Origin of the sequence: Calothrix sp. UHCC 0171 (genome assembly GCF_034931845.1) — a bacterium.
In the GTDB taxonomy this organism is placed as follows: Bacteria; Cyanobacteriota; Cyanobacteriia; order Cyanobacteriales; family Nostocaceae; genus Brunnivagina.
Genome location: NZ_JAYGHN010000012.1, coordinates 143,686 through 166,391, shown reverse-complemented (window position 1 = coordinate 166,391; position 22,706 = coordinate 143,686). Strand labels below are relative to the sequence as shown.

Sequence of the window (22,706 nt, the reverse complement as noted above, 5' to 3'; positions counted from 1 at the left end):
CCTCCCAACTTCCGATTCCTGGGCATTCAAAAAATAAAATCTTTAAAAACAGCATTAAAGCTAAATTTATCAGTGTTTTCAGCAACTTTAAAAAAAATAAACACTATATTTACAATAGATTAAAACAAGGTAGAGTGAAGACGAGTATTGCGTGTCAGAAGTATCTACAGCAACTTCAGAACGACATAACAACGATGTATAATCAGCCCGTCTCCTCCAGTATTATTACGGCGATTATGACTGGCTTGCTTTCTATATCCTCTACCTTGGTAAGCGGCATATGTGGCGAAAAGGAAAAAAATATAACTCCGTAATTGGTTTGACTTTGTTGCTGGCACTTGCCTCTACCCCAATAGCAGCAAGCATTTTCGTGTCTCAATTGGCAGTCGCGCAAACCAATGTCCAAGAACCATCTTTTCCTCTTCCAACAAGCATTCCTGAGGGAACAACGGTGAAGATTGATGGCTCTGGGAGTATGGCTCGGATTAACGATAGTCTCAAGCAGAGCTTTGAACAACAATATACAGGCACAAAAGTTGAATTAGCAGCAAATGGTACTGATGCCGCACTAAAATCACTATTAGATGGGAAAATTGATTTGGGTGCGATCGCTCGTGATTTGACACCGGCAGAGCAAGCTCAAGGTTTGGAACAAAAACGTCTGTATCGTGAAAAAATTGCGATCGTTGTTAGTGAAGATAACCCCTATAAAGGAAATCTGACAAGCCAGCAGTTTGCGAGGATTTTTCGCGGAGAAATTACCGATTGGTCAGAACTCGGCGGCAAAAAAGGTAAAATTAGATTTATCGATCGCCCAACTTCCAGCGATACCCGCGAAGCTTTTCGTAACTATCCAGCATTTAAAACGACAAAATTTACCACAGCTTCCACAGCCACCACACTCAGTCAAGATGACAGCGTCGAGTTAGTTAAAAAACTGGGGAAAGATGGCATCGGTTATGGACTTGCGACCCAAATCTCAAAAGTCCCTGGTGTACGAGTCTTAAAATTACATCAAACTCTACCTGAAAATCCCAAATATCCATTCTCCCAACCTTTAGTTTACGTCTACAAGAAAAATCCCAGTCCCGGCGTTGCCGGATTTCTTGGTTTTGCTAGTGCTGCACCCGGAACAAAAGCTGTAGACATGGCAAGAAGTGCTGAAGCTAATGCAGTCGTCCAAAATATAGTGGCAACACCCACAGCAGCGAATGCCACTGCAACACCCGCAACAGCGAATTCACCTGTAACTGGAACCGAAGCCACTACCAATACCTATGCGGTAAATGGAACATCAAATCAGACAAATGCAGGTGATAACAAACAAGTCTTTGTACAATCTGGAGAAAACGCTGCATCCAGTGAAACAGGAACTTCTACTTTCCCTTGGTGGTGGTTATTACCCATTTCCGCACTTGGTGCTGCTGGCTTATGGCTATTAGTTGGGGGAAAACGCCAAAAAAATCAGGAATTAGTCGTATCGGAAACACCAGCAACTTCTGGAATTAGCGCTGCAAATACTCCAGAAGAAAACCCATTGTTAGTAAACGAGTCGAATCTCATCAACAACACCAGTCAAGGCGCAACAAATTTGCTAGATAGTACAAATAGTATTTCTAATCCCGAAGCTTCTAATCTCAAAGCTGTACCTTTAGCTGGTGCCGCCGCCGGAATTGGTTTATGGTCGCGATTGGGATATGGTGACATAGATGATGTCCCAAACGCAAGCATCCCCGCAGAAATAGAAATGACTAACTTTGAAGAACCTGCGGCGGTTGTCATCCCTCCAGAGAGAGAGATTCAGAATTTAGAAGTTGCAAAACCTGTGATTGATGCTGATTTACCTAATATTGAGCAGCCCAGCTTAACTACACCGATTCAAACGCCAGAAATTACCGACCTTCAAGAAGTTACATTAGAAAATGATTTACCGGAAATTCCAGAGGTCCAGTCACCTGATATGTCGCCGAACCCACAAGCCGACATTCCTCCAGTTGAGATTCTCCAAGCCAAAACACCAACTGGAAACAATTTGCTCAATAATATTAGTGGGGTAACTTTAGCAGGTGGTGCGGCTGCTGGTGCTGGATTGTGGTCGATATTAACCAATAACAAACCAAATCGCACAAATGTTGAGGTTGAGGAACAGAACTTAAATCTATCTCCAGAAACGCCCGAAGTCCCGCAAATTTCCTCAGTACCAATCAATAATTTTAGTCAACCATTGCCAGATGTCTGGGATGATACACCAGAAGAACCAATAGAAAGCGATCGCACTTGGTTTGGAAAGGCTGTAAATATCAATCCATCTGCCTCTGGAGATTTTACAAATCGTGATAACGAACGGGAAAATACTGAATTTTTAGTAGAAAATATTGCTAGTAGTGAATTAGAGGCAACTACTGCATCTCTGGAAACACCCGAAATAAACCTTCCGGCAGCAGAAATCAATCCAGAAACTCCAATAGTAGAAATTACAGAAGTGGAGGAACTGACACCAGGAGAACCCACAGCCGTTGATGCAGTTGCAGATGCCGCAGAATCTCACGAAGATATTATTCAGGCATCATTCTTAGAATCATCTTATGCAGATATTCCCACAACAGAAATTCCCGCAACAGAAACTCCGGCAACAACAGGACTCGATATTAATCCAGGCGTAATAGGTGGTGCAGCACTGGCAGGAGCAGGAGCCGCGATTTGGGCAAACAGTACAAATTCTGACAAAAATCCAGAACCAGAATACCAAGAAACTGCCAGCGAAACTCCTTCAATCACAGAAAACTCTGGCGAAGTAGTCACCCCAGCCATTAGTAGTGACAGCACGATTACCCTGACAGCGCGCACACCAAAATGGGCATATGTAAATTGGGATGTTGCCGATACAGACAAACAAAGCAAACGCCAACAAGGGGGCATATCTTTAGCATTGCGATTGTATGATACTACCGACATTGATTTAAGTTATCAATCCCCGCAACTCATACAGCAATATGAATGTGAAGAAACAATTACAGATCGTTTTGTTGCTATTCCCATTAGCGATCGCGATTATATGACAGAAATTGGTTATTTAACCAACGATAATACCTGGCTACCAATTGTGCGATCCCATATTGTGCGAATTTTTAACCGTCCCCAAAAGGAATTTTGGTTTGAAGCTGATGCAGAGCTAATAATTCATGGTGCAACTGAACCAGGTTCCAGCGTTTCTATTGGCGGAAAAGCTCTTAAACTCAAAGAAGATGGAACATTCCATCTACGAATTCCCTTTACCGATGACTTAATTGATTATGTCATGACCGCAGTTGCTCATAACGGCGAAAATGCCAAAACAATTCATATGCACTTCTCTCAAGATGGGACAAACAAAAAAGACGACAATGGTAGATAAATGAGATCATGAGGTCATTTCCGGCGAATTACTCATGATTTATTATTGTGTTGACTAGCTATGCCGCTAGTTTGCGCGATTGAGAATATACTACCCTTTGGTAGTAATTTTGTAGTTGACGGGTTGCGGCTCCCCAGCCCCAACGTTCTGCTTCCGTTCGGGCATTCTTGCGAATATTTTCACGTTCTTGTTTTTCTTCGAGGAGACGAATTGTCGCTGTTATCGCTCCAGTATCATCAGTTTTCGGGTCAAATAAATAACCATTTACCCCATCAGTGACAATGTCGGGAATACCCCCGGAATTAGAAGCCACTACTGGACATCCTGCTGCCATTGCTTCTAACAGTACCAATCCTAAAGTCTCGGTACGCGATGGGAAAATAAATGCATCTGCACTAGCAAATGCCGCAGCTAATTCCACGCCACGCAAATAGCCGACAAAATGGGTATTGGTATCGGTAAAGTGTAATTCTAAAGCTTGACGGTGAGGTCCATCACCCACCAATGCCAAGCGGGCATCGGGAATCGCTGCTAAAATTGGCTTGATCCGTTCGATTTCTTTCTCTGCCGACAACCGCCCTACATATAACAATAATGGGCTATCGGGAGAATTTTGGGACAAGTGCGATCGCATTTGCTCGCTTTTCCTAATCGGGTGGAATGTTTCCGTATCAACTCCCTTCTGCCACAAATCCACCCTTTCGATACCATGGGAACTCAATTCTTCACACATAGCAGTCGAAGTACATAAATTCAATGCTGCTTGATTATGTCCCAGCTTTAACAACTCCCACAATAAACCCTCCAATGCCCCTAAACCGTAGTGCTGTAGATATTGCGGTAAATGGGTGTGATAAGAGGCAACCAGGGGAATATCGTTGGTTTTAGCATGAAATATGCCAGACAAGCCTAAAACTGCTGGGTTAACCACATGGATAATATCGGGTCGAAATTCATCCACAGCCTCACCAATCGAAGGACGTGGCAATGCCATTTTCAACTCAGGGTATAGAGGTAGGGGAAAAGCTGAAACTCCATGTATTTTCGCCCCTCTGTACTCAGTCATCCCACCTTCAGGACAAACAACCAATACTTGGTCCCCATGACGTTGCAAATAATCAACAGTGTGACTTAAGCGTGTCACAATTCCATCGACCTTGGGCAGAAAGGTTTCCGTGAACAGGGCAATTCTCATAAATTAGTTATTAGTCATTGGTTATTTGTCAAGAGTTTATTTGCATTATGTTGAGAAAACTACAATGCAATTTCTCCTCTTTTGTTGAGGATACCGCTATTGTGACGCTGTATGGCTTTGAGTTAATTCTAATTTTTCTCTCCATACCAAATTCAACAGCGATTATCACTAGTATTGGCAAAATTAACAAAATTAAGAAGATATGGAGAGGGGATCAGAAAAATATAGGGAATTTCTTTTAGCCCCATTCCCTTTTTTCCTTTCCCCTTCCCTGTCCTATCTCTTCCAAGTCACCTTCGGCAAAATTTCGTTCTTGTCAACGCGATTTTGATACTTAACAGCGAAGTTCAACAGCGAATCAAGCAACGAATCTGAGAGGAAATGCGGTTGTAAACCCAAATCCAATAACTTGGTGTTTTTGGCGTTGAAATAATGTTCTTCCTTTTCAATTCGGGGATTTTCTAGGTGGTTGATATCCACATTTAACCCAATTGCATTCCCGGCTTTCTTCACCATCATCGCCAAATCACCGACGCTAAATAACTCAGTAAATTGGTTAAATACACGAAATTCGCCAGATTGTGCTGGGTTGGCGATCGCAATTTCCAGACAGCGTACAGTATCGCGAATATCCAAGAAACCCCGTGTTTGTCCACCCTTTCCGTAAACTGTCAAAGGATGCCCTACGGCAGCTTGAATGCAAAAACGATTTAAGGCTGTACCAAATACACCATCATAGTCGAGACGGTTGATTAACATCTCGTCCATGCCAGTTTCTTCGGTTAAGACACCGTAAACAACGCCTTGGTTGAGGTCGGTTGCCCGTAAACCCCATATTTTACAAGCAAAGTGAATATTATGGCTGTCGTGTACTTTGCTCAAATGATACATCGAACCGGGTTGCTTGGGATAGGGCAAGGTATCCTTCCGTCCGTTATGTTCGATGGTAATATAACCTTCCTCAATATCAATGTTGGGTGTGCCATATTCACCCATCGTCCCCAGCTTGACTAAATGGCAGTCGGGGAAATCCTCTTTCATTGCATAAAGCAAATTCAGCGTACCAACTACGTTATTAACCTGCGTTACCACAGCATGTTCGCGGTCAATCATTGAAAACGGTGCCGAACGTTGTTCCCCAAAATGCGCGATCGCATTTGGCTCAAACTTATGCAGCGTTTTACTTAAAAACTCGTAGTTCGTAATATCACCAACAAATAGGTCGATAGATTTACCCGTCAAATCTTTCCAGCGCTGGAGGCGTTGCTGAATCGAGGCGATAGGCGTAAGCGTTTCGACACCCAATTCGTTGTCCCAGTGCCGTCGCACCAAGCTATCTAAAATTGCTACTTCGTAACCTCGATTAGAGAGATATAGAGCGGTTGCCCAACCGCAATAACCATCGCCACCAATAACCAGGACTTTCATTTTCACCAGTTTTTACTCGCTGATAGCTAAATCTATCAGGTTTGTGTCCCCTCTAAACCACTCTTATACGAGATTGTAAATAACTTTAGCGATTAATCTGTTAGTAATTTGCCTGGTCTTCAGAATAATTACGAAAACCTGATACAGCAACTGAAGATAACAAAAATACTTGTCGCATTTTTGTAAATATTGCTTTTGCAATGTTGTTTATTCATCTTAAAACTCTTCTAATTAGACATTTACGTCGATTTTTGATCACATAATCTAATTTAAGTAATTAAACGTAATTTTAATTGAAGAGAAGTTATATAAATCACTAGTAACAATGTCACATTCTTACCAGGAATATTTAACCTATTCTTTACTCAAATTTAAATTCATCGAACGCTTGTTTACTGTGTGATTAGTTCAACTGTCGCTACTGTATGCAGCGCTTTGCTCAAGCTCCAATATTTTATTCGTTCCATAATAATTTTGATGTCATGTAAACATATATTAAGAAATTGCCGTCAAAACGTTTTGACGTCTTGACAAGAGTCACATTAATCGATAAGTTAAGATACATACCCGGGTAAGACCGTTAAAGAGTAATATGCAAGCTAAGCAAAAGGTAACTTTGTACTTGTCGCCAGAGCTGCATCGGAAATTAAAAATCCGTTCGGCAGTCGATTCTGAACCGATGTCCGAACTAGCCGAGCGAGCGCTGGTTTTCTACCTAACCAATTCTGAGTTAGTTGACGAAATAGAATCAAACTATGGCAAAACCCATAGAGTTTACTCCTGTCCAAACTGTGAAAGTTCGTTAGTTTTGAAGGATTCCGAATTGGTTGCTTTAAGTAAACAACCCGGTGTCATTAACCAAGAACGTATCTCTATTGACGACGAATTGGATGAGGACGGGGCAAATCCCAAGGGAGAGGAAGAGTTAGTTCCCTGCTGATAAAACATTTAAAGAGAACTAAATAACTCCGTATTGCTGTTAATTTGATTTTATTTTTAATTAATCTGGAAGCGGTATCTCTAAGGTCTCTAATCAAGGTAGGTATCAAGAAGGTCGAAGTTATGAAAGAAGAGCTCAACATTCTCATTCAGGCTCAATACCCCCTAATCTATCTTGTGACCTCAGAGGAAGAGCGGGCGGAACAAGCTATATTCACGATCGCTCAATCCTCGAAGCCGCAACGGCGGGTATATGTTTGGACAGTGACTCACGGCATTGTTGAGTACGGTCAGCCCAGGAATGTGACCCAGCACAATACTGTTTCACCGGAAGCAGCGATTGAGTGGATTATTAGGCAGAAAGACCCTGGTATATTTATTCTTAAAGATTTACATCCATTTATAGATGCGCCAGCGACGACTAGGTCTTTGCGAGATGCGATCGCTTCTTTCAAAGGTACGAATAAAAATATCATTTTGATGTCGCCGATGCAGCAAGTTCCGATCGAGTTGGAGAAGGAAGTAGTTGTATTAGACTTCCAACTTCCCGATATGAGCGAATTAAATAAAGTTTTAACATTCCACGTTGACCAAAATCGCGGTCGTAGATTGACAGCAGAAGCAAGGGAAAAACTTTTAAGAGCAGCTTTAGGTTTAACTAAAGACGAAGCCGAAAAAGTCTACCGCAAGGCACAGGTAACAACGGGACGTTTGACGGAAGATGAAGTAAACATAGTCTTGTCTGAGAAAAAACAGTTAATTCGACGCAATGGGATTCTCGAATATATCGAAGAAGATGAAACCATTGAAGCCGTAGGTGGATTAGAAGAACTGAAGAAGTGGTTAACGCAACGCTCCAATGCTTTTTCGGAAAGAGCTAGGGAGTATGGATTACCCCAACCGAAAGGTATGTTGATTTTGGGTGTTCCTGGTTGTGGTAAATCTCTGATTGCCAAAACTACTTCCCGTCTATGGGGTCTGCCACTGCTACGCTTAGACATGGGACGAGTTTATGATGGTTCGATGGTAGGGCGATCGGAAGCTAATTTGCGGAATGCCTTAAAAACTGCCGAATCGATTTCTCCAGCAATCCTCTTTATTGATGAGTTGGACAAATCCTTTGCAGGAAGTGGTGGTTCTGGTGATTCCGATGGCGGTACATCCAGCCGAATTTTTGGATCCTTCCTAACCTGGATGCAAGAGAAAAAATCTCCCGTATTCGTCATGGCAACCGCAAACCGCGTGGAAAGGCTGCCTGGAGAGTTTTTGCGGAAAGGTCGATTTGACGAAATTTTCTTTGTAGATTTGCCTACACCTGAAGAACGCCAAGATATTTATCGAATTCACTTGGCTAAACGTCGCGAAGACATTACCCGTTTCGATTTATCGCAATTATCGAACATGTCTGACGGTTTTTCTGGAGCAGAAATTGAACAAGCGCTTGTTGCGGCAATGTATGAAGCATTTGCCCAAGACCGCGAGTTCACACAACTAGATATTATTGCTGCACTCAAAGCCACGCTCCCACTGTCTCGAACGATGCAAGAGCAGGTGACAGCCCTGCGAGACTGGGCAAGACAGCGTGCAAGACCCGCCGCAGCCTCCGTTGCTGAATATCAGCGAATGGAGTTCTAAAAGCTTTCCTCTGCTACCACAGGGGGAAAGGCTAGCCTCACAGCTAGCAATTCAAAAAAAGAAGCCGCGACTTGACATAGCATTAAGTGCGGCTTGATAGAAACGTCCTTTTCTCTATCTTCTCTTTTGGAGGAAACCCAAATGTCTCATTTTAGCACTCTCCGTACCAAAATCACTGAAGCTGAAATCCTCAAGTCTTCGCTACGCGACCTTGGTATCTCGGTTAAGACAGAGGCTGATGTTCGCGGTTACAACGGTCAACGTGTACGTGCTGACATCGTTGCTGTTCTCGAAGGTGAATATGACCTTGGTTGGTCGCGCAATAGCGATGGTTCCTTCGACTTGATTGCAGACCTGTGGGGCGTTGCTAAGAAGCACAACCAAACCGAGTTAATCAACTCGATTAACCAAAAATATGCTGTTAATAAAACATTAACAGAAGTAAAACAACGCGGTTTGCAAAATGCCAACGTTAAGTTGGTATTGCAATAATTAATTCTCTGCGCGTTCCCAAAGCTGCACGGGTTAACCTAGTTTGAGAGCGGTTAGCCCGCTTTTTTCACGAAACCGAATTGCGAGTTTTATTGCAATTCGGTTTCTTGTTTTTCTCTACATATTTAACTTAGCATTTTTTAAAGAAAACTTAAAGTTGTCTCTAATTCACTTAGAAAAAGACTAATTGATCATCTGTATACAGCAAAACTATGACGATTGGTACTAGATACCTGTCGTCTACATCTTCGCGTCTATTTTATCGTCATTGTATTTATACTAAGAACGGTTAGAAAATGAACTTCTCAAAATGCTATTAGCGTTTATTTATAGGTCTTGTGGTTAATTGCTATAGGCGTAGCCTTATCGTAGAGTACAGCTAGCTAACAGCTAATAGCTAACCGCTCGCAATATAGCTGAATTTGGCATAAACTACTCAGAGTCGTAGTTACTCTACTTGTAATTAAAGCAAAGTTAAAACTTACACATGCTGAATGTACGCATTGTCAAGTATTGTGCCAATAGATGTTGCATAATCAATATCAACCAAAAATTTTTATAGTGATATTTAGCACTGACTTTATATATACGTACGTATACACAAATATAAATCTCGAAAATCCCCCTTATGGGTACTATTTTATTTTTAATTTATGACTGAAATAGCAAAAATTACCTTGTTAATTAACTTAAGAATGTAGAAACTATGGAGAAGTCATCATGTATCAAATGGAGGCAGCAGTACAAGCGGTAAGTCGCAGTTATGACATTATTTGTTTTGGTGATGAAGTACCTGGTATTCTGGCTTTAGTTTCTGCGGCAAGGGAACATTACCGCAGAACAGATAAATATCCCCGGAGTTTATTATTATTTAAAGGTAATTCTAAATACGGAATTGGTGGTCATTTAGTCCGTAGTAGGTTGGCATATTTAGAACGCTCCTCAGTACCGACAACAGTTCAACAAGAAAGACAATTAGATACATTTGGCGATGCACCAGCAATTTACAAGGAATTTTTGCAAAAGTCGGGAGTCGAACAAATTGTAATTGATGCAAGTAAAGCTGATTTTGCGCTGCGGGAGATGTTGCGTGAAGTTGGTGCTGATATTCTTAGCCATGTGGAAATTAAATCGGTAGTCCAACAGGGACATAAAATCAGTGGAATTGAATTAACCAAGGGTGAAATTTACTTTGGTAAGCAGTTCATTGACTGTACGGTAAATGCAGAGTTAGCACAGTCAACCCTAGGAATTGGTAAATATAAAGGATTTGAGACGATTGGTTTGCCAAATTCGGAACTCTCAGTGACTTGGGTATTTGAAACCCAAGGTTTAAACGTCGAAAAGTTGCAAAATATTGAGTATCAATACTTGAAACGCTTTATCAATCATGAAGATAGAGAAGCTCAAGCTTTACTAGATATTGCTGCGGGGAATGATGCTAATTATGCCGAACAATTGAGAAAAGATTTAGTTGATAAAAAAGGTTATCTCAAAACGATCGCAGTTGGGAAAGATTATCTTGATATTCGTTCTCCGGCACTATCAATTGCTTACCATGCTTTTCGCGGGACAAAATTTGATTTGGCGACGAGTACGAGTATTTTCGATTATGGGAATGTGGCTCTTTTATCTCGCCAACGCCTGTCGTGGAATGCATTATTATTTGCTGTCAATGCCGATGAGGCTGAAATATTAGTGCGTGGGAAAGCTCAACCAACGCGAAAAATGCTGGATGAAATGCTATTTGTAACTAGGTGGCTGCAATCACTGGGTGCGGGAGATGTGAAACCAGCAAAGGAATTATATATTCGCCATGCGGGTAATATTACAAATGTTGTGGAACCCTTAACTGGTGCCAAAATACTCACAGGTGGGGTTCCAGCAAACGAAGCTTTGGGTACTTTTGGCTATCATTTTGATGTTCGTGGAGCTACGCAAGGTATCATCCAACGGGTGGAAGAATTTACTCAGAATCAGGGTTGTGCGAATCCAGGCTTTAGTAACTTAGCTTTTTTAACACCATCGCTATTTAATATTGGGATTCAACATGCTTTGATGAAGTATGTACCGAATTTAGCAGTGGTTAGTCCCTGTTCGGGATTTGAAGGATATGCTTGTTTTCCAGGTCGAATTATTGAGTTTAATTGTGGTGTGGGACAAGGTGTGGGGATTGCTGTGGGAATTGCTCTCACTCAGGAGAGGGAACTTAACGAAGTCTCAAACAAGGAAGTCCGTGATGTTATGGAAGTTACGGGGATATTACCGCAAATATACGGTACAAGGGATGGAGTTGCAGCGACTCAAGTTGGTGATTTTCAACATTCGAGGACAGCTTGATACTTAGGTGCGCCTGAATATTTTCCGAGCAAACCGATGCGGAGATGGGGAGACAGGGGGACGCACAGAAAAATTAATGGTGAGTGAGAACTGAATTCTGCGGCAGAATATGGGCTGATATCAGCTTAATCGTTCCATAATGCATTCCGCAATCCGTTGTGCAGCACCTGGTTTGCCCATCCTTAATAAACCATTTTCGGCGATCGCATGTAGTTTATCAGGGTCAGCCAACAGATTTTTGACTTGTTTGCCTAGATTTTCGGCATGTGGAACCAAAATGACGGAATTGCCTAAAAGACGGCTTTGGGCTTCTGCAAATATGGGATTAAATTGTGGTCCTTTTCCAGGTATCGTCAATGCTGGTTTGCCCAAACCTACAAACTGTTCTGTTGCTGTTCCTGCCATAGCGATCGCAATATCTGCCATATGTAAACAGTCGTTATAGGCATTTTGTGTTAGGACAAAGTATGCATTCCTTTGTTTAAATGTCAAGGCTTTGCGGTCAGAAAATTTCACAGGTAATTCGGTGATGGGGTGGGGTTTCCAGCCGTGGGATGTGACAAATTGAGCGAGAATAGTAGAATCGAGATTAGGTGCGATCGCGCCTAAAAAAATCAGGATTTTGGAGCCATGGGAAACAGAATTTCGTTCTAACATGGTTTCCATTAGGGATGAGACAGCAATCATAATTTGTTCCCAGTTATCGTAGGCTTCGGGAATACGGGAACCGGGTAACAATGTCACCGCCAAAGGACGAATGATTTCTTGATGTTCTGCATCCGTTGCATAAACGCGATGGGTAGGAAAAGAAGGTTGCAAGTTATCCATCATCGGGTTGCCTAAATCAAAAACAGGAACCCGCATTTCTTGTAATATTTTTGTTGTTAGGGAATCTCTAGGGAAAACAGCTTTGCAGCGCTGACGAGTCATTAACCACCTCTCCCAAGGATGGTAAATCGAACCGGAAAAGTTTTCCCAATAGGCTCCTTTATTTGTTCGTTTCAATAATCCCGCATCATCACGCACATAATATTCAGATTTCGCTGTCCCCACAAATGCGTAATTAGCACCACTAATCGATGCAAATAGCAACGGCAAAATATCTCCAACAGCTAAAACCGCACTGCGATTACCAGCTTGTTTTTGTGCCTGTACCCATTCTCTAGTTGTTTGAATTTGGTTGAGAGTGAGTTTGAGCAAACCCCCTTGGACATCCCGCATCAATTGTTGTCCTGCATCCATATAGATGAAGCCACCGGAAGGCATCGTTTTCACAGAACCAACAATGGGAATATTCAGTTTTTGGTAAGCATATCCTTCCCCAACTAAAGGTAGTGCCGAAATTTTCGGGGGATTTTCTAATTGCAGTAATTCTTTCAAAATTCTCACTGCAATCACATCCTCACCATGTCCGTTGCTTAATATTAGTAGCTGCAATTGCGAAGTCATATTCATACAAATAGAAGAAGGGAAAGGGAGAATAGACGAAATTTTGGAGTTCCTAATTTTAGTCGAACTCACGTTTGATTAACAGTCAGCACTCTCCTGTTGATGTGAAGAAACAAAAATACATAAGTCACAGTCTCATTGGTTACGAGGAACGATAGATGGGGGAAAGAAAGGCTTGGTGTTGGAAGTTTAGTGTTATCCCCATTGCTTTTCCTTGGTACAACTAATTCCCGGATAAATCAGGCTAAATTTATTATGCGAGTTGCTAAAGCTACAATTATGACACTCGCCAGTATTACTGCTGGCAATTTTTCTGAGTCGGTAATAGCTGCACCGACAAATACTTCCACACCAACAAAAACCACTAATAGCGTTGTTATACCCGTAATTGAAGTTACTAGGCAACGGGTAGAGACAATTGCTCAACCAGAAACCGTAGATGCACCTCAATTCTCCCAAAATACAGTCAATGTGCAAAGTCGTGCCAGCAATAATTCGACTGTAGTAGTTGGAAAAGACGCAGGCAGAAGTGGAGAAGTGGAAAAAGCACCCGTACCAATTCCGGTACCGTCATTTTCTGCGGCGCGTGCAAAAGCTCCTGTACCAATTCCCGTCCCTGCCGTTGCTTCCCCTACTCCCGCAAAATCAGCCACTATCGCCCAAGCTCCCGTTGCCATTCCTGTTCCTGCTGTTGGTTCTCGTACTGCTGCTAAACCTGTAACACCAGTTAAAAAACCTACTCCCACTTCCCCCGCTCCCAATGTCACCGTGCCTTCTGCCGCCCCTACAATCAATGATGAAAATTTAGTTGTCCCTGCAATTGACATCCAAATAGTTGGCGCTAACCAGGAACTACAAAACATCATTCGTGAAGTTATTAAAACTCAAGTAGGTGGAGAAACTAGCAAAGCCCAACTCCAGCAAGATGTAGCTGCAATATTAGATACCAAATTATTTACCAGTGCGCGTGTAAATAGCACCACTACAAAAGATGGTTTGCGAATTGTGTATCAAGTACAACCATTAGTTGTGCGATCGCTACAATTATCGGGTGCTAAGGCGCTGACGTATAAAGTCGCTCTGGAACCGTTCCAAAATCAAATCAATCAACCAGTTAGTCCAACTGGCTTACAAGAAGCAGTTAAAAAGATAAATAAATGGTACAAAGATAACGGTTATAGTCTGGCAAGGGTAATTTCGATTTTGCCTGACAATCAGGGGATTTTGACAGTCAACGTTGCCGAAGGCTTGGTGAGTGACATCAAGTTTAAATTTGTCAATGACAAGGGTGAGACGGTTGATAGTCAGGGTAAAGCTGTTACTGGACGTACTAAAACCGACTTTATCCGCAAGCAATTGAAATTAAAATCCGGTGATATTTTTAGAGATGATGTTGTCCGCAAAGACGTACAACAGTTATATGCTTCCGGTTTATTCGAGAGTGTGAATCTTACCCTCGAAGGTGATGCCACAAAAACTGATGTTGTCTACGAATTGAAGGAAATGGGAGCGCGCTCCATTAATGTAGGCGGTAGCTACAATGCAGATCAAGGTATTTTAGGGACTTTAAATTACCAAGATCGCAATGTAGGCGGTATTAATGATACCTTGAGTGCGAATGTTCAAGTTGGCAGACGGGATTTCCTCTTTGATAGTACCTTTAATAGTCCTTACCGGATTACCGACCCCAACCGCAACGGCTATGCTATCAACATTTTCCGCAAACGGGGACTTTCAGAAGTCTTCGATGGTGATATTAAATTAGCAAATGGCGATCGCATTCGTGAAGGTAAAATTGGCGGTAGTGTCAGTTTCCAACGTCCCATTGATGACTGGGATGCTTCACTAGGATTTAATTATACCAGGGTCAGTATGCGCGATCGCGATGGTAATATCTCCTCCCAAGATGAACAGGGTAATCCCCTCACCCTCAGTGGAACAGGTATTGACGACCTAGCAACAGTCTCATTTACAGCAACAAAAGACGAACGCGACAACCCCTTAAATCCCACCAACGGTTCGATTCTCAAACTTAGCACCGAGCAATCAGTTCCCCTTGGTAACGGTAATATCTCTATGAACCGTCTCCAAGCAAATTACAGCCAATATACACCCGTCCAAGTGTATAAGAGCCAAAAACCTCAAGTCTTTGCTCTCAACGTTCAAGCTGGAACAGTTTTAGGAGACTTACCACCCTACGAAGCCTTTAATATTGGTGGTCCCAACTCAGTACGTGGTTATGGCTCTGGTGATGTTGGTAGCGCTCGTACCTACGTACTGGCATCCGCCGAATACCGTTTTCCCATCCTCCAAGCCTTAGGTGGAGTAGTCTTTGCCGATTTGGGTTCAGACTTAGGTTCCGGGGATACAGTCACAGGGAATCCTGCTGGAGTTCGTAACAAGCCAGGAATTGGTTTTGGTTATGGTGCAGGTATTCGATTTGACTCTCCCCTGGGCTTACTCCGTGCTGATTATGGGATTAATGACCAAGGAGAAAGTCGCTTGCACTTTGGGGTGGGGCATCGATTTTAGGAAATTAGGGGAGGCAGAGCAAAGGGGAAAAGATGATAAAAATATCACAACCACTCAATCCTTCCCTACTTCCTTTTCAGTAAAACTTCCGATCTCGATCGCCTGATGTTTATGTTGTAATGAAGTTTAGAGGAATACCCAAATCTGTGGTGTTCAAATATATGCATATATGCAAATTTTAAGACTTGTTTCTTGGCAGTAGTACAGTCTGGCGAAAAAAGCAACTATTAATGTTGTCCAAAAGTCTTTCAGTTCAATAATTATTAATTTTTTGTTCTGCATTCTGACTGCCAGATTCCACATTCTTGTACTAGCGTGCCTGCAAGCAAGACAAAAACATATAAGAGCAAATCATTATTCTGCTTTTTATTAATAATTTTTTGCAGTTATTTCATGCTTACAGAAATTTTCAGCGAACTTTTTCCTCTCTTAAGTACGGCTAGTCCTCAAAGTTTAGAATGGATGCTAAATGTTGCTACCGAACATGAGTATCCAGCCGGGCGGGCTGTACTAATGGAGGATTCTTGGGGAAATGCAGTCTACTTCGTGGTTTCCGGTTGGGTAAAAGTGAGGCGTACTGCTGGGGAACACTATCGTGCTTTGGCTATCTTAGGTAGGGGCGATTTTTTTGGCGAGATGGCAATTTTGGACGAGTCACCACGTTCTACTGATGTCATTGCCCTTTCCCCAGTCAAATTATTGAGTATTTCGAGAAATTGCTTTATCCAAATTCTCTTTAAAGACCCGCAGTTACATCATCGGATGCTACAAATGATGGTAAGGCGATTGCGACATGTGAATATGCGTCTGCAAATGCGTTCTTCACCACCAGCCGTCAAACTCGCTTATACATTAATTACTATTGCCGATACTTATGGTCAAGAATCAAATAAAGGGAAGGAAATCTTTAATGTCGCCTATCAAGATTTAGCGGATGTGACTGAAATTGGTGTTGATGAAACTGGCAAAATTATGGAGAAGTTATACGAAAAAGGTTGGATTGAAATTGATACAAACAAGCAAGTCGTGCATCTGGTAAATATGAAACAGTTGATGAGTTTAGCTGGTAGATTATAGGACTAGGAACTCTGTGATTACACTTAATCGAAAATCGAAAATTCCATCCACCCGTCTCGAAAATAACTGTAGGCGGGTTTTTGCTTTGCTGGTGAGGGGTGGCAGAATTCATTCAAGCTTTAACGTTCTCCGCTAAACTTAAGGGATTTCCATCAGCAAATATCTGAAAATATATTCAAAATATATAAGTATATAGATAGTAACGACCGTATTTACCGACTGCGATCGCCAAAATATCTCATTGGATCATTTCTATTTTACCTTAACGCCAAAGACAACACTCAAAATGACAGAAGTAATTGCTCCTCGCACTCACATCGCTCATCAAAATACATTACCAACAATTTTTTTCCATGTTGCCATGCCGCAACCACAAACTCATTTGTTTGAGGTGACAATGCGGGTTACAAATTATTCATCCTCTGTTTTAGATTTAAAATTTCCTGTTTGGACTCCAGGTTCCTATTTAGTACGGGAATATGCCAGAAATTTACAGGACTTTCGGGCGTTTTCTCTTGTCCAATCTGGTGAACAATCTCGCCAGCAACCTTTATGTTGGTGTAAAGTCAGCAAAAATCACTGGCAAGTTGAGACTAATAATGTTACCGAAATTACTATAAATTACCGTATATTTGCTAATGAATTATCTGTGCGAACTAATCATTTAGATACGACGCATGGATATTTTAATGGTGCTGCATTGTTTTTTAGAATAGCTGGTTGGGAAAAGCAAGCAATTAATGTGAAAATTACCCCAGCACATCCAGAATGGAAAATTACTACAGCCTTACCAATTGTTCCCGGTGAAAAAAATACTTTCTCTGCTGCTGATTTTGATACTTTAGTTGATAGTCCTTTTGAGATTGGTTGCCATTCACTACATGAGTTTGAGGTATTAGGTAAACCTCACGAATTAGCGATTTGGGGCAAGGGCAACTATGACATACAGCGAATGATTACGGATATACAACGCATTATTGAAGTTGAATCGGGAATGTTTGCTGGTTTACCCTACCATCGCTATCTATTTTTGCTGCATTTATCTGCCCAAGCTTACGGAGGATTGGAGCATAAAGATTCTTGTTCTTTGATTTATCAACGTTTTGGTTTTCGCGATAAGGATAAATACGAGCGTTTTCTGCAATTAGTCGCACATGAATTTTTCCACTTGTGGAATGTCAAGCGAATTCGTCCCCAGGGTTTAGAAGTTTTTGATTACGATGGCGAAAACTATACCCCTTCTCTCTGGTTTTGTGAGGGAACGACAAGTTATTATGATTTACTAATTCCTTTACGGGCTGGTATTTATGACGCTAAATCATATTTAGCACATTTAAGTAAAGAGATTACAAGATATCAAATCACACCAGGTCGTTCGGTGCAAGTGCTTTCCGAATCAAGTTTTGATGCCTGGATTAAGTTATATCGCCCTGATGCTAATAGTGGAAATTCTCAAATGTCCTACTATTTGAAGGGAGAAATGGTATCGTTATTAATAGATTTGCTCATTCGTGCAAAACACCGTAATCAACGCTCTTACGATGATGTCATGCGTAAAATGTGGCATCAATTTGGTAAGGATGAAATTGGTTTTACTCCCCAGGATTTACAAGATGTAATTGAGTCTGTCGCAGAAGTTGACTTAGCTGATTTCTTCACCAAGTACATCGATGGTTTAGAGGATTTACCATTTAATCAATACCTCGAATCATTTGGATTGCAATTGATTGGTGATGCTGATGCAGAACCATTTTTAGGCTTGCGGGTGAGTAACGAGCATGGCAGAGAAGTAATTAAATTTGTAGAAGCAGGTTCCCCTGCACAAATCGCAGGAATCACTGCGGGAGATGAGTTGCTCGCAATTGATGGCATTAAAGTTAGTGCTAATGGATTAACTGAACGTCTCAAAGATTATCAACCTCATGATAATATTGAAGTGGCTGTTTTCCATCAAGACCAGTTACTTAGTTTTAATATTGTCTTAGCACCTCCAAGACAAAGCAAATATCAAGTAATTCTTATCCAAAATCCGACTTCAATTCAAAAAGATAATTTAGTTGGGTGGTTAGGCGATTCTGTGAAGGGTTTGTTTTAGTTAAATTTAAAAATCCTGGAAAAAAGAAATATCCCTCACTTCTAGAAAAAGTCGGGGATATAACTCATCTACTATTTACAATTTACAAACAACCTGACATTCCTAGCAATTATTAGTTAATAAGTTTGTATGATTTGATATGCAGATATCCTGGCAAATTCTCTTAATGCCTGTGTAATTTGACTTGCTTGCAAGCACATGCCAATACTGAGTAGAGCGAGAATAATTGTGAATACAATGCCGACTTTGAAGCGGGATGAGGATTGTTCTTTGATAGCTGTTTCTGTTTCGACTTCTTCGATATCGGCAGGATTTAAAAACCCTTCGGCGATTAGGTAATCAATATTTCCGCCCGTTTGCGCCCATATATCTAATAGTTCGAGGTCTACTAATTTCTGGTAGCTTAATTTATGTTTGAGAGAATCATTAGGTATCATAGTCTCTCCTGTAATGATTTAATAGACAAAACCTGAAAATAAAATAAACTGGGTTTATTACCACAGGATTAAGTTAATATCACTTTATAAATTGTCTCTCATCTATTCGCAACAATTTGTATATCTCAAAGGCGGAAACAATTAATGAAGTCTATACCTTCCAGAAATAGCCTATCACTTTGCTAGCAGTGATAAAAGCAATTTGTTAACATTCTTGATATTTCGATAAGTTGAGTAATTATAATTATTCAATCAAATAGGTATTTTTCAGCAACTTTCCAATATCGAGAAAAGCGCTTCAAATCGATAAAACCGTCATAATCAAAAAAAGGCTCAATTGTACAGACTTCTAATTCCAGTGATTTTTTGATGCGATCGCATATTACATCAAATCGGGGACTGGGACTATTTGTGGTGACAATTTGAGTGGCATTATGTTCTTTAGCAAATTCTAAAATTTCCTTGGCTATGTCTCCACGCCTGATGGTGACTGGTAATTCTAGTAAACATTCGTAAATGAAGGTGATGCGTTTGAGACTAATTTGCCATTCGGTAAGTAAAGCATCATCCCACACCCAAATAGCAGGTGTATCAGGGTATTTTTCAAATGCAGGATTTTGGGGACTTAAGCAATCTCCATGTATCCAGATGATTGATGTTGGCATTTTTTGGTGAGTAGTCAAGGGTTGATGATTATTTATAGTTATTATTTCTATACTGCAAGCCTTTAGCTATTAGTCTTTAAGTCTAATCTTAAGGTGCTATAGCGATTTAGGGAGTCCAGTTTCTAGCTGTTTTTGGTGTAGCTATTATCGAGTCATTCTCAGCTAATTCATTTCGTTTGAATCTAACATTTCCTCAAACTTAAGGGGTAGCTGAATCTGAGTATGAATTTATCTCGCGTAGAGAGTAAGAATTTGAATGTACCTGATTTTTCTATTTTCCCTTTACCCTTTTACCTTTCTGCCAACTTTGACTATTTCTCTGCCGACTAAATTCTCCTTTGGGGAATAACTTTATTTCTAACTCTTCATAACTGCCTTCAAAATCACAATTCCCATACAACGGACATTTCTGACAATAAACCCCTTCCGTATATTTTTCTAAATTCTCACGATTAAAAAAATAAGGCTTATGACTAAACGTACTGGCAACCCACTGCCATGACATATTATTACTCGCCGGATCACCATCTAACAAATGTTCGAGAAACCATTTTGCTCCAGCTTGCCAGCGAATGCGTCGAAAATGCACTACATATGCAGCTATCCACATGCGTGCATGGTTGTGTAAATAGCCGATGTCTCGTAAATCATCACTAAAACTATCGATGCAAACTAACCCAGTTTTTCCTTCGCGAATATCTGCGGCTAATTGTGACGCATACTCACTCTTGTTATACCCAGTTTTATATTCTTCCTGATCTTCCCAAATTTTGTCCCCCAGTTGCAAATATAATCTTTGCCAGTAGTCGCGCCATCCTAACTCATTCACAAGCTTGATAGCATCATCTGGGTTATGGGCTTTAGCAACTGCAAAATCTCGAACTTCGCGTAAGCTTATTACACCATAACGAAGATATGGAGATAGATAAGTCACTGCTCCTTTGAAAAAATTACGTGTTTTGCCGTACTTAAGTGGGTCAACTTTTGCCAAAGCGACTTCGGCAGTTTTTCGTCCACCAAGCATTTCACTAATATGATTATCTGTTTCTGTTGCTTGAGGAAATTGTTCGCGAAGATACACAATAAGTTCATCCCGGTTACTAAATTCGCGCCGCATGTTGTGACTCATAATAAACCTGTGAGTGTTTAATTTAATCTATTCTCTGTCAAGCAAACTATGCTCTAATGTGTGAGTTTAGTATATCTTTGGTGTAAATAATAAGTATTAACCGTCAACTGTAATCAATTGGCTACACATTTAGGTATATATTATTAAGTTGAAAGTAGACAATTGATAAACTGATTTTTTTCAAAATAATTCCATTCTCTCAAGATAAATCAAATATTACTGTATATATTCACGATTAAAAATAACCATTTTCAATATGATTTTGTGCATCAACCCTAATTGTAATCAACCAAACAATCCTCAAGAAAACCGTTTTTGTGGGAATTGTGGTTCAGAATTACTTCTCTCTGGGAGATATCAGGTAATTCAACAAATTAATCAGCATAGTTATAACAATAATTCATCCTGTAAGTATGAAGTTCGCGAAGTTGGTAATGAGACAGTCAAATATCTACAAACTTTGACATCAAATAATTCGCAAGAAATTGAGCATTTTCACAAAACAGGTGAAGTTTTAAAGCAATTAAATCATCCTGGTTTACCAAAAGTAGAAGTTGATGGTTGCTTTATTTATTTTCCTCGCGATAAAGCAACACCTTTACATTGTTTAGTCATTGAAAAAATCACTGGTTTGACTTTAGATGATTATATATTGAGTCACTCTTCAACAGAGCAAGCACATCAAGCTCTAGATGAAAAATTAGTAATTAACTGGTTGCAACAAATTGTAGAAATATTACAACAAATTCACAGCCATGATTTATTACATTTACATATTCAACCAGCTAACATCATACTCCAAAATAATGGCAATTTAGCACTTGTGGGCTTTGGAGAACCGCAGATAAATAAACAAGTACAATTTATTGCTGCTTATACTCCACCGGAACAGATTAACAATAGTGCAGTGTCTCAATCTGATTTTTTTGCTTTAGGACGCACATTTGCTTTTCTCTTAACTGGAAAATCTCCTCTATCCTATCTCGAACTTTATGAACCAAATTTCAATAATTCAAATGCAGATAATACAAACTTAGATAATGTAAATTCAAAGTATACCAATTTGCAAAATAGTTGGCACAGTCATACTACTAAAATATCCTCAAAAATAGTTAATTTACTCGATGCAATGATGTCTCCCATACCAAGAGAACGTCCTCAAAGTACAGAGGAAATCTTGCAAACTTTAGCAGAATTAAACCCAACAGCAACCCCGTTAATGGTATCACAAACCAGCCTGAATCCATCTATTTTATTACCGCGCAAAACTAGATTTTCATGGAGTTTTTTGTTTGTGTGGATAATTGCGATCGCATCCTGTGGTACTATTGGAGGCTTTATTGGTTTTGTAGCTGGTTTTCTGGCAGAATTTATTCTGGGTGCAGTTTTCAAAAATATCACTGTTGGTTTTATCTTTGGTGGGGCAATATTTGGGCTAATTACTGGAATTGGTATTGGATTAGCACAAAGTATATTACTACGACAGAGTTATTTTAAACTACGCTGGTGGTTTTTGGTGACAGTTTTGGGATTCATATTTGAAGGTATTTTGAGTGTTTTTAGTGGAAGTTATGGAACTCAAAATAAGTTATTTATTATCCCAGGTTTAGCCGTGGGGATTTGTCAATGGTTAGTGTTACAGCGATATATACGTATACAAACTGCTTTTTGGTGGGTATTGGCAAGCGTTGCTGGCGGTGGTGTAGCTGTGGGAATTAATAAAGCAGTCAATTATTATTTCGGGAATGCTTATAGTATTTTTGGTATTGTCTTGGGGTTGTTTGGTTTTGCAATAGTTACAGGTATCGTTTTACAGTTTTTATTGATGCGCTATCAAAAATTAACTTAGAAGATTACTTTCCATAACTTAGGAAACCCACCCATAGGAGTGGGTTAGTT

At 40.5% G+C, this 22,706-nt stretch carries 16 protein-coding genes; 10 read left to right on the top strand and 6 right to left on the bottom strand.

Features of this window, described 5'->3' with window-relative positions:
• The coding region (locus VB733_RS12010; RefSeq protein ID WP_323340315.1) for a hypothetical protein at positions 1–314 on the top strand (314 nt) is incomplete at its 5' end.
• Positions 281–3,394 carry a substrate-binding domain-containing protein gene (locus VB733_RS12005; RefSeq protein WP_323340314.1) on the top strand — a complete coding sequence of 1,038 codons (3,114 nt, stop codon included), beginning with the start codon at positions 281–283 and terminating at the stop codon, positions 3,392–3,394. The genes VB733_RS12010 and VB733_RS12005, both read left to right, overlap by 34 nt.
• Before the next feature lie 58 nt (positions 3,395–3,452).
• On the opposite strand, the gene VB733_RS12000 is transcribed toward VB733_RS12005, so the two are convergent.
• Positions 3,453–4,589, bottom strand: coding sequence for a glycosyltransferase family 1 protein (locus VB733_RS12000; RefSeq protein ID WP_323340313.1), 1,137 nt, complete (start codon positions 4,587–4,589; stop codon positions 3,453–3,455).
• Positions 4,590–4,865: 276 nt separating this feature from the next.
• Positions 4,866–6,017, bottom strand: a complete 1,152-nt coding sequence (locus VB733_RS11995) for an NAD-dependent epimerase/dehydratase family protein (protein WP_323340312.1) — start codon at positions 6,015–6,017, stop codon at positions 4,866–4,868.
• A 592-nt stretch (positions 6,018–6,609) separates the two neighbouring features.
• Here VB733_RS11995 and VB733_RS11990 point away from each other — a divergent pair.
• From VB733_RS11990 to VB733_RS11975, 4 genes are all read left to right on the top strand, one after another.
• Entirely contained in the window at positions 6,610–6,957 is a 348-nt protein-coding gene (locus VB733_RS11990) for a hypothetical protein (protein WP_323340311.1), read from the top strand.
• Positions 6,958–7,079: 122 nt separating this feature from the next.
• Positions 7,080–8,591 carry an AAA family ATPase gene (locus tag VB733_RS11985; RefSeq protein WP_323340310.1) on the top strand — a complete coding sequence of 504 codons (1,512 nt, stop codon included), beginning with the start codon at positions 7,080–7,082 and terminating at the stop codon, positions 8,589–8,591.
• A 141-nt stretch (positions 8,592–8,732) separates the two neighbouring features.
• Positions 8,733–9,083, top strand: coding sequence for a DUF1257 domain-containing protein (locus tag VB733_RS11980; RefSeq protein WP_096616248.1), 351 nt, complete (start codon positions 8,733–8,735; stop codon positions 9,081–9,083).
• 720 nt (positions 9,084–9,803) lie between these two features.
• Entirely contained in the window at positions 9,804–11,423 is a 1,620-nt protein-coding gene (locus tag VB733_RS11975) for an FAD-dependent oxidoreductase (RefSeq protein ID WP_323340309.1), read from the top strand.
• 120 nt (positions 11,424–11,543) lie between these two features.
• Here VB733_RS11975 and VB733_RS11970 read toward each other — a convergent pair whose 3' ends face one another.
• Entirely contained in the window at positions 11,544–12,872 is a 1,329-nt protein-coding gene (locus tag VB733_RS11970) for a lipid-A-disaccharide synthase-related protein (RefSeq protein ID WP_323340308.1), read from the bottom strand.
• 255 nt (positions 12,873–13,127) lie between these two features.
• On the opposite strand from VB733_RS11970, the gene VB733_RS11965 reads away from it, so the two are divergent.
• The 3 genes from VB733_RS11965 (at position 13,128) to VB733_RS11955 (ending at position 18,576) form a co-directional block, all read left to right on the top strand.
• Complete coding sequence (locus VB733_RS11965) at positions 13,128–15,404, top strand: BamA/TamA family outer membrane protein (protein WP_323340307.1); 2,277 nt, start codon at positions 13,128–13,130, stop codon at positions 15,402–15,404.
• A 393-nt stretch (positions 15,405–15,797) separates the two neighbouring features.
• Positions 15,798–16,481 carry a Crp/Fnr family transcriptional regulator gene (locus VB733_RS11960; protein WP_323340306.1) on the top strand — a complete coding sequence of 228 codons (684 nt, stop codon included), beginning with the start codon at positions 15,798–15,800 and terminating at the stop codon, positions 16,479–16,481.
• Positions 16,482–16,767: 286 nt separating this feature from the next.
• Positions 16,768–18,576: a M61 family metallopeptidase gene (locus tag VB733_RS11955; RefSeq protein ID WP_323340305.1), complete on the top strand. Its 1,809-nt coding sequence runs from the start codon at positions 16,768–16,770 to the stop codon at positions 18,574–18,576.
• 116 nt (positions 18,577–18,692) lie between these two features.
• On the opposite strand, the gene VB733_RS11950 is transcribed toward VB733_RS11955, so the two are convergent.
• From VB733_RS11950 to VB733_RS11940, 3 genes are all read right to left on the bottom strand, one after another.
• Positions 18,693–19,013 (bottom strand): hypothetical protein, encoded by a 321-nt coding sequence (locus tag VB733_RS11950; protein WP_323340304.1) that lies wholly within the window; start codon positions 19,011–19,013, stop codon positions 18,693–18,695.
• A gap of 248 nt (positions 19,014–19,261) precedes the next feature.
• Positions 19,262–19,678 (bottom strand): hypothetical protein, encoded by a 417-nt coding sequence (locus tag VB733_RS11945; protein WP_323340303.1) that lies wholly within the window; start codon positions 19,676–19,678, stop codon positions 19,262–19,264.
• A 271-nt stretch (positions 19,679–19,949) separates the two neighbouring features.
• Positions 19,950–20,807, bottom strand: coding sequence for an FAD-binding domain-containing protein (locus VB733_RS11940; RefSeq protein WP_323340302.1), 858 nt, complete (start codon positions 20,805–20,807; stop codon positions 19,950–19,952).
• A gap of 256 nt (positions 20,808–21,063) precedes the next feature.
• On the opposite strand from VB733_RS11940, the gene VB733_RS11935 reads away from it, so the two are divergent.
• On the top strand, positions 21,064–22,656 hold the full coding sequence (locus VB733_RS11935; RefSeq protein WP_323340301.1) for a protein kinase domain-containing protein: 1,593 nt from the start codon (positions 21,064–21,066) through the stop codon (positions 22,654–22,656).
• Positions 22,657–22,706: the final 50 nt, after the last annotated feature.

Excerpts from the sequence above, each read along its gene's own strand:
- VB733_RS12005 (WP_323340314.1), top strand. The coding sequence starts at position 281 with ATGTGGCGAAAAGGAAAAAAATATAACTCCGTAATTGGTTTGACTTTG.
- VB733_RS12000 (WP_323340313.1), bottom strand. The coding sequence starts at position 4,589 with ATGAGAATTGCCCTGTTCACGGAAACCTTTCTGCCCAAGGTCGATGGA.
- VB733_RS11995 (WP_323340312.1), bottom strand. The coding sequence starts at position 6,017 with ATGAAAGTCCTGGTTATTGGTGGCGATGGTTATTGCGGTTGGGCAACC.
- VB733_RS11990 (WP_323340311.1), top strand. The coding sequence starts at position 6,610 with ATGCAAGCTAAGCAAAAGGTAACTTTGTACTTGTCGCCAGAGCTGCAT.
- VB733_RS11985 (WP_323340310.1), top strand. The coding sequence starts at position 7,080 with ATGAAAGAAGAGCTCAACATTCTCATTCAGGCTCAATACCCCCTAATC.
- VB733_RS11980 (WP_096616248.1), top strand. The coding sequence starts at position 8,733 with ATGTCTCATTTTAGCACTCTCCGTACCAAAATCACTGAAGCTGAAATC.
- VB733_RS11975 (WP_323340309.1), top strand. The coding sequence starts at position 9,804 with ATGTATCAAATGGAGGCAGCAGTACAAGCGGTAAGTCGCAGTTATGAC.
- VB733_RS11970 (WP_323340308.1), bottom strand. The coding sequence starts at position 12,872 with ATGACTTCGCAATTGCAGCTACTAATATTAAGCAACGGACATGGTGAG.
- VB733_RS11965 (WP_323340307.1), top strand. The coding sequence starts at position 13,128 with ATGCGAGTTGCTAAAGCTACAATTATGACACTCGCCAGTATTACTGCT.
- VB733_RS11960 (WP_323340306.1), top strand. The coding sequence starts at position 15,798 with ATGCTTACAGAAATTTTCAGCGAACTTTTTCCTCTCTTAAGTACGGCT.
- VB733_RS11955 (WP_323340305.1), top strand. The coding sequence starts at position 16,768 with ATGACAGAAGTAATTGCTCCTCGCACTCACATCGCTCATCAAAATACA.
- VB733_RS11950 (WP_323340304.1), bottom strand. The coding sequence starts at position 19,013 with ATGATACCTAATGATTCTCTCAAACATAAATTAAGCTACCAGAAATTA.
- VB733_RS11945 (WP_323340303.1), bottom strand. The coding sequence starts at position 19,678 with ATGCCAACATCAATCATCTGGATACATGGAGATTGCTTAAGTCCCCAA.
- VB733_RS11940 (WP_323340302.1), bottom strand. The coding sequence starts at position 20,807 with ATGAGTCACAACATGCGGCGCGAATTTAGTAACCGGGATGAACTTATT.
- VB733_RS11935 (WP_323340301.1), top strand. The coding sequence starts at position 21,064 with ATGATTTTGTGCATCAACCCTAATTGTAATCAACCAAACAATCCTCAA.